Here is a 16,077-nt window from a genome sequence, read left to right on the forward strand (position 1 = left end):
ACACTCAGGCGAGACGCGCGAAGTAAGCGCCCCAGGCCGGAATATCGATCTTGTTGCCGTAGTTGTTGCTTGCAAAACCGTGACCGGCAAGAGCCTGCCAACTCCCCTCAGGCAGGGTTGCAGTCGCTTCTGTCGCGCTCATGTTGAACACACAGAGAATAGTCTCGTCGCCGTAGTGACGCGTATAAAGCAGCACGTCCCCCTGCGGTTCAGCAAACGCAATCTCGCCCTTGGCGAAAGCCGGGTGCTGCTTGCGGAAGGCGAGGAAGCGGCGATATTGCTCCAGCACCGAATGCTCGTCTCCTTGCTGCACGCTGACAGCGCGCAGGATATGCTCTACCGGCACCGGAAGCCAGGGTTTCACCGTCGAGAAACCGCCTTGTGCGACCTGGCTGTCCCAGACCATCGGCGTGCGGCAGCCGTCACGGCCCTTGAATTCCGGCCAGAATTGGATGCCATAGGGGTCCTGCAGATCCTGATAGGCGAGATCGGCTTCCGTCAGGCCGAGTTCTTCGCCCTGGTAGAGGCAGACCGAGCCGCGCAAGGTCAGGATCAAGGCCGCATATTGCTTGGCAAGCGCATCACGATCGGCAACCAGGCTACCCCAGCGGCTGACATGGCGCACCACGTCATGGTTTGAAAACGCCCAGCAGGCCCAGCCGTCCGGCGCGGCGGCGGCAAAATCCTTCATGACGTCTTCGACGCGTTCCGGCGACAGCGGGTCCGGCGCCAGGAATTCGAAGGCGTAGCACATATGCATCTTGTCTTCGCCGGACGTATATTCGCCGACGATCTCGAGCCCGCGCTGACTATCGCCGACTTCGCCGACGGCGGCAATCGCCGGATATTCATCCAGCACGGCGCGGAAACGCTGCAGGAACTTCAGATTCTCCGGACGGTTCTTGTCGTAGAGATGCTCCTGGAAATTATAGGGATTGACCGCCGGCGCGGTCGAAGCATTGCGGCGGGACGGCTCCAGCGCGGGATTGTCGCGCAGTTCCCGGTCGTGGAAATAGAAGTTGATGGTATCGAGGCGGAAGCCATCGACGCCACGGTCGAGCCAGAAGCGCACGACGTCCAGCAGCCGGTCCTGAACCTCGGGATTGTGCAGGTTCAGGTCGGGTTGCGAGATCAGGAAGTTGTGCATGTAATATTGCATGCGGGTCGGATCCCAGGCCCAGGCAGAACCGCCGAAGATCGAGAGCCAGTTGTTGGGCGGCGTGCCGTCCGGCTTGGCATCCGCCCAGACATACCAGTCCGCCTTGGGATTATCCTTGCTCGAGCGGCTTTCGACAAACCAGGGATGGCGGTCGGAACTGTGTGACAGCACCAGATCGATCATCACCTTGATGCCGAGACGATGCGCTTCGGTCACCATCACATCGAAGTCGGCAAGCGTACCGAAGATCGGATCGACATCTTCATAGTTGGAGACGTCGTAGCCGAAATCACGCATGGGCGAGGTGAAGAACGGCGAAATCCAGATCGCGTCGACACCGAGGGCTGCAATATGCGGCAGGCGGACGGCGATCCCCTTGAGATCGCCGATGCCGTCGCCGTTCGAGTCCTGATAGGAGCGCGGGTAGATCTGATAGATCACGGCGCCACGCCACCAGTCCTTGTCAACAGCCGAAATCGATTGAGGGGCAATGCTCATGCTAAGTGGGTCCTGTATGAATGGGATAGTCTTGGATCAGCCCCCCTTCACCGACCCGGCGAGCAGACCGCGCACGAGATAGCGCTGCAGACCGAAGAAGACGAGGAGCGGGATAAGGATGGTGACGAAGGCGGAGGCCGTCAGGATTTCCCAATTGCCGCCGCGCGAGCCGAGCAGAGCGTTCAGGGCTGCCGTCAGAACCAGATGATCCTTGTCGGTGCCGAGGAACACCATGGCGATCAGAAGGTCGTTCCAGACCCAGAGGAACTGGAAAATCGCAAAGGAGGCGAGCGCCGGGAAGGACAGCGGCAGGATGATCTTGACGAAGATATCGAAGTCGCTGGCGCCGTCGACGCGGGCGGATTCGATGATTTCCTTTGGCAGGCCGGCAATGTAGTTGCGCAGCAGGTAGATCGCGAGCGGCAGGCCGAAGGCGGTATGCGCCATCCAGATGCCGGGATAGGTCTTCGACGGCACACCGAACACCTGGCCGATTTCGTTATAGATGCGCAACAGCGGGATGAGCGACATCTGCAGCGGCACGACGATGAGGCCGACGACAAGCGCGATCAGGAGCGCGCGGCCTGGGAAATCCATCCAGGCAAGTGCATAGGCCGCGAAAGCCGCGATCAGGATCGGGATGATCGTCGCCGGAATGGTGACCGTCAGCGAGTTGATGAAGGACTGGCCGATGCCTTCGCCCGTCAGAACGGTGTGATAATTCTGCAGGGTGAACTGCGGTGGGGCGGAAATGGTCAGATAAATGCGTTTGCCGCGCGTATCTGCGTCGAAAGCAGCATTTTTCTGATAGCGGTAGCTGCCATCGGCATTGACGGTCAGCGTCTCGCCATTGCCGATATCCGCAGGCGCACCGGCCTTGAAAGCGGCCGGGTCCTGCACACGCAGGCCGAAGGATTCGATCTTGCCGTTACCGCCGTTACCGTCGCCGGAGACATTCCCGGTGATCACGTAATTGGGACCATCCTGCGTCGCCTTATCGTTGCCAGCGAGGCGCACTGCCGTCGTCCGCGTCGAGCCGGCGAAGGCCGTCCACCAGCCGGAGACGACGATCTGATCCTTGTCACGCAGGGCCGTGATGAAGATACCGAGCGTCGGCAGCAGCCAGATGACGACGATGAGCACAACCGCGAAATGAACGAAGAGGCGAGCGGGGCCGATGCGGCCAAGGTTTCCGATCATCTTAGCGACCCTTCATTTCTGCGTTTGCACGACGGATGTTCCAGATCATGATCGGTGTGACGGCGACCATGATGACGAGCGCGATGACCGCGCTTCGGCCGGAATCGCCGCCGCCGCGGAACAGCCAGTTGAACATCAGATTTGCAAGGACCATCGTGTTCCACTGACCGTTGGTCATGGTGAGCACGATATCGAACACCTTGAGGACGAGGATGGTGATGGTCGTCCAGACCGTGGCGATCGTGCCCCAGACCTGCGGCACCATGATTTTCCAGAAGATTTGCCAGCCATTGGCGCCGTCGATAACGGCCGCTTCGATGGTCTCCTCCGGAATACCGCGGAGGGCGGCCGATAGGATGACCATGGCAAAGCCGGTCTGGATCCAGATGAGCATGACCATCAGGAAGAAATTGTTCCAGAAGGGGATGGTGATCCAGACTTCCGGCGTACCGCCGAAGAGCTGCACGACCGCATTCAGCAGACCGATCTGCGTGTCGTTGCCGCCGCGATATTCGTAGATGAACTTCCAGATGACCGATGCGCCGACAAAGGAGATTGCCATCGGCATGAAGATGACCGCCTTGGCGATGTTACCCCACCAGATGCGATCGGTCATGACTGCAATGACGAGACCGAAGAAGGTGCAGGCAGCCGGCACGACGGCAAGCCAAAGGATGTTGTTGAAGATCGACTGGCGGAATTCGGTGTCGTTGAACGCCCAGACATAGTTGGCGCCGCCGACGAATTGATTGCCGTCAGGACCATAGAAGGACAGGATGAGCGTCGCCACCACCGGGTACATCAGGTAGACGGCGAGGAGGAAAAGCGCCGGTCCGAGGAAAAGCCAAGGGCGGATCAGGCTGCGACGACGCAGATTGACGGCGGCCCGGTGAACATCGCCACCTTCTTTCGCCGGAAAAATCAGGTCCAGCAGCTTGTTGGAAAACAGAAAATAGGCGGCGCAAACGGCAACGCCGAATATCATGGCTCCAATCGCCGTCAGTATCTGCGAAATCATCCTTCCCTCCCGAATAATTGCTTGCACGAAGCGACCTGTCCGGCGTCGTCGGCACCTCCCAAGGCGTCGGCTACGACAGGGTAGAGCGGCGGCGCCGGGAGATACCGGCGACACCATTCTGCGATGTTATGATTACTTGATGGAGTCCCAAGCCTTCTGGATTGCGTCGGCGGAGTCCTGAGCGGACTTGCCACCGACGAAGTCCACCATGCCGGTCCAGAATGCACCCGCGCCGATCTTGCCCGGCATCAGGTCGGAACCGTCGAAGCGGAAGGTGGTGGCGGTCGTCAGGATTTCGCCTTCCTTCCTCAGAGTGTCGTTGGCATAGGCCGCCGTGTTGACGCCCTTATACGGGGTCAGGAAGCCGGACTGCGCCATCCAGACTTCTTGGGCGATCGGCGTCTGCAGGAACTCGATGAAGGCGCGAGCGGCCTTCGAGTCCTTGGTGATCGTTGCCAGCGTGCCGGCGCCGAGAACCGGCTTGCCGAGCTCCGGATGCGATGCATAGGGCGGGAAGTAGAAGAAGTCTGCATCCTGGCCGAGCTTCGTGCCCTCAGGGAAGAAGGATGGGATGAAGGATGCCTGCTTGTGCAGATAGCACTTGGGCGGAACCGTAAAGAGGCCCTTCGGGCTATCTCGGAAGTCGGTCGACGCGACCGCAGCGACACCGCCGTTGACGTATTTGGCGTTCTTGGCGAACTTGCCGAATTCATCGATGGCGTTGACGACCTTAGGGTCGTTGAATTTCAGGCTGTTGTCGACCCAGCCGTCATAATCCTTCGGCGAGACGGTGCGCAGCATCAGATCTTCGACCCAGTCGGTTGCCGGCCAGCCGGTGGCGCCGCCCGAACCGAGGCCGATGCACCAGGGGGTGCCGCCATCCTTGACGATCTGGTCGGAGAGCTTGATCAGGTCTTCCATGGTGGTGGGGACCTTATAGCCGGCTTCCTCGAAATTTTCCGGCACGTACCAGACGAGCGACTTCAGGTCAGCCTTGTACGGGAAGGCGTAGAAGGCGTCCTTGCCGTCCTTGCCCTTATAGGTGCCGTAGCCAACCCAGCTATCGCCGGCGCCATAGTTGGTCTTCACCCAGTTTGCCAGATCATCGCCGAGCGGCGTCAGATAGCCCTTGCTGGCAAGGTTGGCGAGAAGGCCCGGCTGCGGCAGGATCGCAACATTCGGAGGCGAACCGGCCTGGGTGTCGATAACAATCTGCTGCTCGTAGTTTTCCGAGGACGAATACTTGGCATTAACGCCGGTCGCTTCGGTGAAATAGTTCAGAACGCTCGTGAACAGCGCCTCGTCTTCGCCGCGCCATGGGCCGAAGATCGTCATCGTCTCGCCTTTCAAGTCCGCATGAGCGGCCTTGAAGTCGTCATAGCTCTTCCAGTTGAACTTGGAATCCTGACCGGGCTGGAACTTCAAATCTGCAGCCAGTGCGCTACCAGCCGCCAAGGCGGCAACGGCAACGGTCATCAAAAGCAATTTCTTCATGTGGTTGTCCTCCCAAATACAAATCCCACGAGCCCGAACACGTTGCGCGTGTTGCGCGCTCATTTCTCAAAGCGCTTTGGCTACTCACTCATTCCATTGCGGGCAGAGCAAAGTCAAGCGAATTTGTGAATTCGGCTAATATACACCCAAATCTCGCATTGCAGCATTGAATGACATCAATATTTCGCAAATTGTCTTGTTTCGCATGCACCGCCTGCTACATAGTCTAAAGCGCTTTGGAAGCCAGTCGCATGGCAGGAGGAAGCCTTTGCGCGACTGGAATGGGCAGATGGAGGAGCGGAGCCACGTGAATCTGAAGCAGCTATCGCAAATGTTAGGCCTGTCGCAGACCACGGTCAGCCGTGCTTTGAACGGATATCCGGAGGTCAATCGCGAAACCCGCGAGCGAGTGCTCAAAGCGGTGCGGGAGACGGGCTATCGTCCGAACAAGGCCGCGCAACGGCTGGCGACCGGCAAAGCCGGCTCGATTGGCCTGGTCATGCCGACGGCGCCCGGCCACCCGTCCGATCTGCATTTCGGCGAATTCCTGACCGGCCTCGGCGAAGAGGCATTGCGGCATGATTTCCATTTCGTCCTGACGCCGGCCGATCCGAACGACGAAGTCGGTGCGCTGAAGCGGCTTGCCGCCAGCGGCAATGTCGACGCCCTGTTCATCACCTATATGCGCGGCCATGATCCACGCCTCGAAATGCTGAAATCATTGTCCATACCCTTCTTGGTGCATGGACGGTCCTTTGGAACGGAGCCGGATTACCCCTATCTCGACATCGACAACGAGGCCGCCTTCTACGACGCCACAAAGCTGCTGCTGCAGCTCGGCCACAAACGTTTTGCGCTGCTGAACGGCCCGATCTATCTCGATTTCGCCATCCGGCGGAAAAAGGGCGTGGTCGCAGCCCTTGCCGAACGCGGCCTGATGCTGGACGAGGCCTATGTTAGCCATACGGCGATGACCGATGAACAGGGCCTCTATGCCATGGAGCGCATCCTGCAGCTCGACGTGCGGCCAACCGCCATCCTCTGTTCCAGCACAGTATTGGCGCTCGGCGCGGTACGCGCCATCAACCAGGCGAAACTGAAGCTCGGCGAGGATATTTCGCTGATCGCCCACGACGATGTGCTGACACTGTTAAAACCGGAGAATTTCACCGTGCCGCTGACGACCACGCGATCGTCGCTGCGCGCCGCGGGCGTGCGCGTCGCCGAGCGGCTGATCGGCGAGATCAAGCAGCTCGAGACATTTCCCGAGCAGGAGCTTTGGAAAACCGAGCTGATCGTGCGTGCCTCGACCGGCGTGGCGCCGGCCGATTGATATGATTTAGGTGGTGTGATCTCAGAATCGCGGCGCTGGCTTGCCGGCAGCACGATGGGCGGCAATCACCGTATTGGCCATCAGCATGGCGATGGTCATCGGCCCGACACCGCCCGGAACCGGAGTGATGGCAGCCGCCACTTCCGCCGCCTCGGCAAAGGCGACATCGCCGACCAGCCGGCTCTTGCCCTCGCCGCGTTCCGGTGCAGCGATGCGGTTGATGCCGACATCGATCACCGTCGCTCCCGGCTTCACCCAATCCGCCTTGACCATTTCCGGCCGGCCGACCGCCGCCACCAGAATATCGGCACTGCGGGCAACCGCCGGCAGGTCCTTGGTGCGGGAATGGGCCGTCGTCACCGTCGCATTGGCATTGAGCAGCAATTGCGCCATCGGCTTGCCGAACAGGTTCGAGCGGCCGATGACGACGGCATTCAGACCCGACAGGTCCTCGCCATGGATGCGGCGCACCAGCAGCATGGCGCCGGCCGGCGTGCAGGAGATCAGCCCGGTGGCAAGATCGCCGGTCGCCAGCTTGCCGGCATTGACCACATGCAGGCCATCGACATCCTTGTCCGGCCGGATCGACTGGATGATCGCGTCGGCATTCAGATGCTTCGGCAGCGGCAGTTGCACCAGGATGCCGTGAATGCCGGCATCCTCGTTGAGGGACTGGACAAGCTTTGCCAGCTCGTCCTGCGTCGTCTCGGCCGGCAGCGTGTGCTGGATGGAGGTAAAGCCGCATTCCTTGGCCATGCGGCCCTTGGCGCCGACATAGGTGTGGCTCGCCGGATCATCACCGACGATGACGACGGCAAGGCCGGTCTTAACACCCGTCTCTTTTTCCAGTGCTGCGGTCGCCGTCTTCACCGCATCAATTACCGAAGCAGCCACCTGCTTGCCATCGATCACAGTCGTCACGAATATCTCCCGACATAATTTCGGCGGCAATCTACAAGCCATCGGCCCGGCGGATTTGCCTGCCAACGCCCTATGGTGTCTGAAAGCGGTAATTGCAAGGAGAAATCGGCGACGGGTTCAGCCGCGCCCCGTCTGCCGGCGTGAAGCATAGGTCTGCACCTTCGTGCGCAACAATGCCAATTCGCGCTGGATCTGCGTCAACTCCTCGGTAACCACTGGACGATCATTGGCGACGGGAATGGTGGCATCGAAGCGCGGTTGCGGCAGCTCGGGCATTGGTCGCCGCAGTGGGCCCGGCTCGGCGACACGGCTGAAAACCGGCTCGGGCGAAACGAAGCGCCCGGCTGTCTGATCCTCCGAAAGCGATCCGCCGCCCATCCATTTCCGCAGGAAGACCAGGCAAAGTGCTGCACCAAGGCCCATGACGAAACCCGCCGCCTGGCTACCCGCAAGATTGTCGTCGAGGGGAGCCTTGGCGGCGACGGCAGGGGCGATGACGGCGATCGGAACCTCGACTTCGGGCGGAGCCGTATCGGCGTTCTGCAGATCGGCGTCGTAGCGGCTCTGGGCGGCCGCGACATCATCCTGAAGCTGACCAAGGCGGGCCATCTCGACATCGATGCTTTTCTGGCTGAGAGCGGTCATCCGCGCGGAAAGCGCCGTCCGGTTCTCAAGGGCAGCCTTCAGGACCGTATCGCTGCTGGCGATCAGTCGCTGCAGTTGATTGCGGATATCGGCGGCCAGCCCATCGACCGTCGCCTGTTGCGCCAGCAGACGGGGATGGCGCGGGCCGAGCTGCGTGGAGAGCTGGGACAGAACGACCTTGGCGGCGCTATAGCGGCTGCGCAGATCGTCGAGCCCGGCAGATGACAGGTCGCCCGACAGCGCGCCACTCGTGACGCTGGCGGGCGTGGCGGATTTGGCGGCGAAGACGCGGGCCTTTGCACTCTGCACGGCAGCCTCGGAGGCCTTCATCTCCTCATCCAACTGACGGCGCTGCCGCTGAAGATCGAGCGCAGCTTCGATCTTGCCGTCGCCATACTGCGCCTTGAAATCGGCGAGCGCGGCCTTCGCTTGATCGAGATCCTTGCGGCTCCGGTCGGCAAGCGAGCTGCTTTTGCCAGGGAGGCCAGCGCCTTGCGCAACGGTGGCGTCATAGATCGTCGCATCGGCCAGACGATTGGCGATCTCGGCCGACTTTGCCGGATCGCTTGTGGTAACGGCAAGATGCAGGGTGCCGCTCGGCGCATCGGTGGTGACGGCGATATCCCCGCGAAGGGCTGCCTGCGCACGCGACGGCGCGTCGGACGCATTGCCGCTGCCGGAGAGCAATTCCATGGCAACGCCGAAAGCGCCGGCCCGATCACCGGTGAATTCCGGATCGCGGTCGAGCTTCAGCCGGGCGACCAGATCGGAAAGCAGGGAGGGCGCGGCGGCGCGTTTGGCGGTGACATCCAGAAGCGCCTGTCGCGCAGCCCCCTGCCCTTTTATCTGCAATACGGTGTGGGAGACATAGCGCGGCGGAGCTGCCAGCATTGTCGGGAGAAAGGCGCCCGCCAGTGCGGCGACAATAACGAAGGCAATGGAGCCGAACCCGAACACCCAGCGCCGCGGCGGCGTAGGCGTCACCGCTGAAACGGCGTGCGGTTCAACCAGAGGCGAAAGCTCGATTTCGACGTCTTCGACACTGGACGAAGCCAATGATTGATCTGCGATCGGTTCCGGCTGCCCATGCATGATCGTTCCGCGGGCGACGGGATGGTCTCGCAGGATGCCGCGGATGCGGTCGGGCAACGGTTGAGCCTCTGCAGCCTCGTCCACATCAGGCTTTTTTCGCCCGGAGACCGGATAGGGATCGCCGTCCAGCATCTTTTGAATGAGGGCCAGCAACTCCGCATCGCCCGGGGTCTGGTGGCCGGCAGGCTGGACATTGGCGGCTATCAGATAGCCGTCTGCCCCGCGATCGAAATGGGCATGCCGACCTACGCCGCGGTAAGCTCCGAAGGCTTCCGCGTCGTCAGGAAGGTATCTCGTCCTGGCCTTGCTTTCGAACATGGCGGGTTGTCTCGCGCGCATGGTCAGTGACCGATGCCGATGGTTAACCCACTCTAAATTTTCATGGCAAAGAAAAGGTTAACGACAACCGCAATCTGGGGGCGCAATCTGGGCGCGCGATCGGGATCAGCCGGCGAGCTTATCGGGCGAAGGAAGCCGCAGCAAAGGCGCGGGCTGCGGTTCGGCGGCGCGCAGAATGCGCTCCTTGCGGCCGAATTGGTGCCGAACGACCTGGTAGAGGAAGAGCGGCACACCGAGAATATAGCGCCGCCACAGCCTGCTCGGCTCCTGAAGCAGGCGGTACATCCATTCAAAGCGCGTGGCGCGCACCAGCGCCGGCGCACGCGGCACCGTGCCGGAGACGAAATCGAACAATGCGCCGACCGTCAGCACCAGCCTTGCGTGCTGCGGTTCGATATGGTCGGCGACCCATTTTTCCTGAAGCGGCGTCCCCATGCCGACAATCAGAACGTCGATCTTCTGACGGCTGACCTCCGCCGTCACCAGATCGCTTTTCTCCTTGTCGAAAAAGCCGTCCGCAATGACGATGAATTCATGCCATGGCGCATGCTTGCGGAAATTTTCCGCGGCCTTTTCAACAACATCGCGGCGGCCACCAATCAGACCGACACGCTTCGGCCGATCCATAAAGGTCAGCAGAGCCGGCACGAAATCGGTACCGTTCAAATTGGCCGGAAAGGAAACGCCATGGGCGACCCGCGAGGCGATATCCAGGCCGACGCCATCGGGCAGGACAAGATTTTGCGCCAGCACATCGCGATACCTGCCGTCACGCAGCATCATCAGCATATTATGGGCGTTGACGAAGGAGATGACCGTCTGGCCGACCGGGAGGGACGCCAGCTCGTTGATGAAGTTCAGCGCGTCTTCCCAATCGAGGTCGCAGACCGGCAAGTCGAAAATCATTCGACGCGACGTGAGCACGGCAAAATTTGCGACTAGATTCACCCTAGACCTCCTGCCGCAGACGCCTTCATACGCGCGTCGCCGGCAAACTTCTCGACGCAAATCCTCCACCGTCAGTCCGTTCGGTGACATCGGACGCATCGCTGAGGATGCTTATAGCAAGGCGATCCCAAGCTTCCGTTAGGAAAATCGATTGGAATTGCGAAAGAAAAACAGGGATTTGTTAACGCTGTTTCGGGCGACAAACGCAGCAGGCCGCTCCATAAGGGGAGCGGCCATCACCGGTCTCAGCAGGTCTAATGTGCCGGCTTCGGCTCCGCGTCGGGCGCTGCATCGCCCTGGACGATCTTTACCGGCTTGACGGTTCTCTTGCCGCCGCCATCGCCATTGTTGATCTCATCCTTGGAGAGATAGTCGAGCTGTTCGACCAGAACGTCGGCGACATAGTCGCCGCCGAGGCGTTCGTTCATGTTCTTCTTGATATCGCTGCGGAAACTGGCGACATCGAAGCTGCCGGTATGGCTGATGTCGATCGTCTTATTGCCCACAAGCAGCGAATAAAGCTCGTCCGTCGTCAATTCCGTCAGCGGCGTCTGGAGCTGGTTCGCCTTGCCCTTCTCCATCATGAAGGAAATGCGGGTGATGAAATAGCCGTTCACCTGACCGTTGGCGATGACGGGCACGTTGATCGATTCGCCCTTGACGAACTCCTGCTGCGCCTTTTTGGCGTCGTCAGGATTGATCGCGGGCGCCGTCGCCATCTGCACCGAAAAATAGACCGAAGCCAGCGTTACGGCGCAGACCCAGAGGCCGGTGAGGACGAGCTTGATCATCCGGCCTCACGGACGCGGAACTGCTCCTGCGAATAAGTGCCGTCCGCATCGGCGTTCTGCACCGCATTCTTCAAGATATCGGCGACGGCACGCACGGCCTCGAGATGAGCTTCGACGCGCCGTGCGTTCAAGATCAGCTTCTTCTTCAGCCCGTGCAACTGCTCGATATGGGAGATGGCAAGCTCGGCCGGATTGGTATCGCGAAACAGCATCGACAATTCGTAGAGGCAACGGCTCTTATGCGCATTCGATACTTTGAGATCGAATTCCGGATCTTTGCCGATGCGGTTGTTCTCGTTATCGATGATCATTTCCAGGCGGCCAAGGACCGACTTTATCCGGTAGTCATTCGAAATTACTTCCATGTCCTGCCCCCGATCATACTTTCCTGGACGTCAGCGTATCTTGATTGGTGACGGTCGTATCGCTGTCACCATTGGTCTCGGCTGCGGCAAGCGTCTTTCGCTGGAAATCGGTGATTGCACTCAGCGCCATCTTCTTGTCGTTCTCATCGGTCGCCGCATTGACGGCGCCGGTGTTGCGCATCTTGGAAACCTGTTCCTTGTACATTTGCTCGGCAATGCCGACGCCGCCATTCTTGGCGAGCGTATTGCCGAGCTGTTCGGCCATCATGCCCTTCCAGATTTCACCGGCGGAGCCCTTGCCGTACAGCGTTTCGCTGTTCGGCAGCATGTTCTTCACGAAGTTCTGCAGCACCATCGCTTCGAACTTATGATAAGTCTGCGGCACCTTTGTCGGCGCCGTATGCGTGTTGGCGTTGCTGAGCCCGGCCTTCGTTGCGGCGCTGTCCAGCGCACTCACGGTCGAGGCGAAACCATTGCCGTTTTCCGCCAGGCTGGTGGCCGCAAAGGCAGCCCTGTTGGCCGCGAGCTTTTCCTGGGCTGCCTGAACGTCGGCCGGATTGGCGGCCTTGACGACATCCAGGACCAAATCACTCGGAGGCGAGATAGCCACGTCACGTTTCCTTTCACTAGAGCATGATCCCGCGACGCGTGAAGCAGCCATCGAGCAAGGTCATGCCGAATCGAGCGGTTAGAGCGTCGTGCATTCATTTGAACGCATGAAGATCGGTCTAATCTTTTGAATCCGGAGCAAGGCGGCGATTCGGGGATATGCCGTCTTGTTCTGAGATCGCGAGGATTATGGTTTTTGAACCTTGCTGGAGGCTGGCGTTGCACCCGCGAAGCGCTGATCGATGATGTCGTAGACGGCATTATCGTCCGCCTCGCGCATTTCCAGTTCGCGGGCGTCCTTCATATGCTCTTCCAACCGCTCCGCCTTGGTGCGCTCTTGCAGCACTTTCGTCTCAATCAGCTTTTGGATGCCGTCAAGCTGCTGATCCTTAAGCGTCAGCCGGCCATAGCGCCCGGCATAGTGCACCGAAAATGCCATATGTATCGGATCGGCCGAGCTGATCGCGTCGATCAGTTTTTCCATCGACTGGCTGACCTCGTTGCGCTGGCGGGTGGTATCCGCAAGCTCGTTTTCCGCTATCCGCTCGAGATGGCGCTGTACGGCGACGAGGCGCTTCAATTTTTCGGACCGGCTTTTTTCCGCCATCGCTTCTGCCCTTAAGCCCGCTAATGCCCGTTGAAGACGCTGAGGAAGGCGCCGGAGAACTGACTGACGATCGCCGCGATACTGAGATAGAGCATGAACAACCCGCCCATCAGCAGATAGGGCGTGGAGATGAAATAGATCGGTATCTGCGGCGCCAGCTTATTGATGAAGCCGATCGACATCTGGAACATCAGACCATAGAGCAGGAAGGGGCTCGCCAGCCGCAGCATGATGAAAAAGGTGGCCTCCAGCGTATCGGCCACCGACACCAGCGAGGCGCGCGCATCGATATGGCCGCCAAAGGGGACGACCGAATAGGAATCGACCAGCGCCTGCAGGACATGGTGGTGAAAATCCATAATGAACAGCATCATCAGTCCGCAGAAGCTGATCAGGCTGGTGAGCGACGTCTCGTTCGATTCTTCGATGATGTCCATGCCGCCGGGCGCATTGAAGCCGATCAACATCGATATGGCTGTGCCGGCGAATTGCAGCCCGAGCGTATAGAGCCGCGCCATCATGCCGTACATCAGGCCGATCACCGTTTCGGTGAAGATCAGGCCGATATAGGTGGCGCCGCCTTTGGACACTTCCGGATAGATCGTGTTCCAAAGCAGCGGCAGGATTGCCATCGACAAGGCAGCCGCAAGCAGGATCCGAACCTGTTGCGGCACGCGGCCCGACGAAAACCCCGGTAGCACCATGATGCAGCCGCCAATGCGGCAGAAGGCGAGAAACAACGCCAGAATGGTGCCCTGGGGGTCTGTTATCATGAAATGGAACCTAGAATCTTGATCTCGATCCCCTTGGCCAATTCCACATGCGACAAGACCGGCAGAGTCGCGAACAGGCGTTCGATGATCATGCGCACATAGGAGCGCGTTTCCGGCGATGTGACAAGCACGAAGGGCAAGCCGCGGTCCATGTATTCACGGATAACTTTGCCTGCCTGCTCGCTGAATTCTTCCAGATTGCGCGGATCGATGTCGAACTCGACGATCTCGCCCTTCTGGTCGCGCTTCAGCGCCTGATGGAAGATAAGATCCCACTTGCTGCCGAGGCGGAGAACACGCAGCACGCCATTGTCGGCAAGGTCGCCGCAGAGCTGCTGCGCCATGCGCACGCGCACATGCTCGACGATCTGCTCCGTCTTGCGCACATGCGGCGCAAGTTCCGCAACGGCTTCAAGAATGAGGTGCAGGTTGCGGATCGAGACACGTTCGGCAAGCAGCAGCTTGAGCACCGCCTGCAGGCCGGAATATGACATATGCGACGAGCAGATCTCGTCGGCGAGCTTCTTGTATTCCGGATCGAGGCGCTCGATCAGGATCTTTACATCCTTGTAGGAAAGAAGCGCCGGCAGGTTGTTGCGAATGACTTCGCTCATATGCGTCAGCACGACGGAGACATTGTCGATCGGCTGGAAGCCTTCGCGCTTCAAATCCTCGGTGAAGGCTTCGAGGACCGAGACAGCAGGCATGCCGAAGGCTGGTTCGCGAATCTCGTCGCCCGGAACGGTCGGCTTGCGGCCGGAACCGGTGACGACGAGCACTTCGCCGACCCGCAGCATGTTGGAGGCGACCGTCGTGCCGTGAATGCGGATCTGATAGGACTTGTCGGCAATGGCGATGTCGTCCGTCACCTTGATTTCCGGCACGACGAACCCGTATTGCGTCGCGAATTTCTTGCGCATTTTGCCGACACGGAAGGCCAGTTCCTGATGCGCGCCGAGCAGGCGGGTGGAGACGATCTTGCCGAGCGCCAATTCGATTTCCGAGGTCGTCAGAACCGACTTGACCGAATCCTTTTCCATTTCCTTCGACTGCATCACCTTCTTTTCTTCCGCATCGCGGCGAAGCTTGTTTTCAGCTTCGGCCTGCCGCGGGATGAACCAGGCGCCGCCTGCCATCAGGCCGCCGAGAATGAGGAAGGGAACGAAGGGCATGCCCGGCATGACGGCCAGGATGCCCATCAGGATCGCGGCAACGGCGAGCGCGCGCGGATAGCCGCTCAACTGATTGATAACGGCCTGGTCGGTGGAGCCGGCGGTGCCGCCGCGCGAAACGAGAAGACCGGCCGCGAGCGAGACGATGAGCGCCGGCATCTGCGACACCAGACCGTCACCGACCGAAAGCTTGACGAAGACGTCGGCCGCCTGGCCGATCTGCATGCCATGGCGGAAATAGCCGATAATGATGCCGCCGAAGATATTGATGCAGGTGATGAGCAGGCCGGCGACGGCATCGCCGCGCACGAATTTCGAAGCACCGTCCATGGCGCCGAAGAAGGAGCTTTCCTCTTCCAGCTCGCGGCGGCGGCGCTGCGCTTCTTTCTCGTCGATCAGGCCGGCCGACAGGTCGGCGTCGATCGCCATTTGCTTGCCGGGGATAGCATCGAGGGTGAAACGCGCGCCGACTTCGGCGATACGCGTCGCGCCCTTGGTGATGACGATGAAGTTGATGGTGATCAGGATCATGAAGACGATCAGACCGATGACGAAGTCGCCGGACATCACCAGGCTGGAGAAACCGGCGATCACGCCGCCGGCCGCATCATGTCCCTCATAGCCGTGCGAAAGAATGACGCGCGTCGTCGCAATGTTCAACGACAAACGCGTCATGGTCGCGATCAGCAGGATGGTCGGGAAGGATGAGAATTCCAGCGGCTTCTTGATCCACAGCGCCACCATCAGAATCAGCACCGAGAGCGCGATCGAGAAGGCCAGGCCCATATCGATGAGGAATGGCGGGATCGGCAGGAAGAGCACGCACAGGATGACCATGATACCGAGGGCGAACCCGATATCACGCATGCTGGGATTGGCTTTGGGAAGTGCTATTGCGGGTGGTTGCGCCATCGACCGGTTCCGTCTCTTCATGAGAGGGGGCAAACGGCTGACCCGTTTGCCCTATTCGGTCAGATCATTAAAAGGCGAAGCTTGCGCGAGAATGGCCTCGGGCCGACGCCACCGTCCTAAAGCGCATCGCAATCTCTGGGATCAGCTCTTTGCGCTTTAGCTCTTAACTTGCACATATCGTGATCGCAAAACCGCTGCGCA

General features: G+C 60.0%; 14 protein-coding genes. 1 reads left to right on the forward strand and 13 read right to left on the reverse strand.

From position 1 onward, the window contains the following. Positions 1–4 precede the first annotated feature (4 nt). The 4 genes from bglA to ACXHXG_RS04005 form a co-directional block, all read right to left on the reverse strand. A complete protein-coding gene (bglA, locus tag ACXHXG_RS03990) occupies positions 5–1,657 on the reverse strand; it encodes a beta-galactosidase BglA (RefSeq protein ID WP_457898550.1) in 1,653 nt (550 codons plus the stop codon). Between the two features lie 36 nt (positions 1,658–1,693). Then, on the reverse strand, positions 1,694–2,857 hold the full coding sequence (locus tag ACXHXG_RS03995; RefSeq protein WP_283049158.1) for a carbohydrate ABC transporter permease: 1,164 nt from the start codon (positions 2,855–2,857) through the stop codon (positions 1,694–1,696). Between the two features lies 1 nt (position 2,858). Then, positions 2,859–3,875, reverse strand: coding sequence for a carbohydrate ABC transporter permease (locus ACXHXG_RS04000; RefSeq protein WP_104822033.1), 1,017 nt, complete (start codon positions 3,873–3,875; stop codon positions 2,859–2,861). 132 nt (positions 3,876–4,007) lie between these two features. Then, positions 4,008–5,369 (reverse strand): ABC transporter substrate-binding protein, encoded by a 1,362-nt coding sequence (locus tag ACXHXG_RS04005; protein WP_104822032.1) that lies wholly within the window; start codon positions 5,367–5,369, stop codon positions 4,008–4,010. Between the two features lie 307 nt (positions 5,370–5,676). Between ACXHXG_RS04005 and ACXHXG_RS04010 the strand changes: the two genes are divergently transcribed. Continuing rightward, a complete protein-coding gene (locus ACXHXG_RS04010) occupies positions 5,677–6,702 on the forward strand; it encodes a LacI family DNA-binding transcriptional regulator (RefSeq protein WP_283051441.1) in 1,026 nt (341 codons plus the stop codon). A gap of 21 nt (positions 6,703–6,723) precedes the next feature. Here ACXHXG_RS04010 and folD read toward each other — a convergent pair whose 3' ends face one another. The 9 genes from folD to flhA all read right to left on the reverse strand — a co-directional run bounded on the left by folD (position 6,724) and on the right by flhA (position 15,876). Then, entirely contained in the window at positions 6,724–7,623 is a 900-nt protein-coding gene (folD, locus tag ACXHXG_RS04015; RefSeq protein ID WP_457898551.1) for a bifunctional methylenetetrahydrofolate dehydrogenase/methenyltetrahydrofolate cyclohydrolase FolD, read from the reverse strand. 117 nt (positions 7,624–7,740) lie between these two features. After that, positions 7,741–9,678, reverse strand: coding sequence for a GumC domain-containing protein (locus ACXHXG_RS04020; RefSeq protein ID WP_457898552.1), 1,938 nt, complete (start codon positions 9,676–9,678; stop codon positions 7,741–7,743). Between the two features lie 126 nt (positions 9,679–9,804). Further along, positions 9,805–10,647: a WecB/TagA/CpsF family glycosyltransferase gene (locus ACXHXG_RS04025; RefSeq protein WP_283049150.1), complete on the reverse strand. Its 843-nt coding sequence runs from the start codon at positions 10,645–10,647 to the stop codon at positions 9,805–9,807. A gap of 254 nt (positions 10,648–10,901) precedes the next feature. Then, positions 10,902–11,438, reverse strand: a complete 537-nt coding sequence (locus tag ACXHXG_RS04030) for a hypothetical protein (protein WP_104822028.1) — start codon at positions 11,436–11,438, stop codon at positions 10,902–10,904. Beyond that, entirely contained in the window at positions 11,435–11,803 is a 369-nt protein-coding gene (locus tag ACXHXG_RS04035; RefSeq protein ID WP_104822027.1) for a hypothetical protein, read from the reverse strand. Before ACXHXG_RS04035 ends, ACXHXG_RS04030 begins: the two co-directional genes overlap by 4 nt. Positions 11,804–11,816: 13 nt before the next feature. Beyond that, a complete protein-coding gene (locus ACXHXG_RS04040) occupies positions 11,817–12,413 on the reverse strand; it encodes a rod-binding protein (RefSeq protein ID WP_457898553.1) in 597 nt (198 codons plus the stop codon). A gap of 186 nt (positions 12,414–12,599) precedes the next feature. Beyond that, complete coding sequence (locus ACXHXG_RS04045; RefSeq protein WP_283049144.1) at positions 12,600–13,019, reverse strand: hypothetical protein; 420 nt, start codon at positions 13,017–13,019, stop codon at positions 12,600–12,602. Between the two features lie 20 nt (positions 13,020–13,039). Further along, positions 13,040–13,792 (reverse strand): flagellar biosynthetic protein FliR, encoded by a 753-nt coding sequence (gene fliR / locus ACXHXG_RS04050; RefSeq protein ID WP_104822024.1) that lies wholly within the window; start codon positions 13,790–13,792, stop codon positions 13,040–13,042. Further along, on the reverse strand, positions 13,789–15,876 hold the full coding sequence (gene flhA / locus ACXHXG_RS04055; RefSeq protein ID WP_104822023.1) for a flagellar biosynthesis protein FlhA: 2,088 nt from the start codon (positions 15,874–15,876) through the stop codon (positions 13,789–13,791). Before flhA ends, fliR begins: the two co-directional genes overlap by 4 nt. Between the last annotated feature and the right edge of the window lie 201 nt (positions 15,877–16,077).

The sequence above is a fragment of the Rhizobium sp. LEGMi-198b genome, from assembly GCF_054114205.1.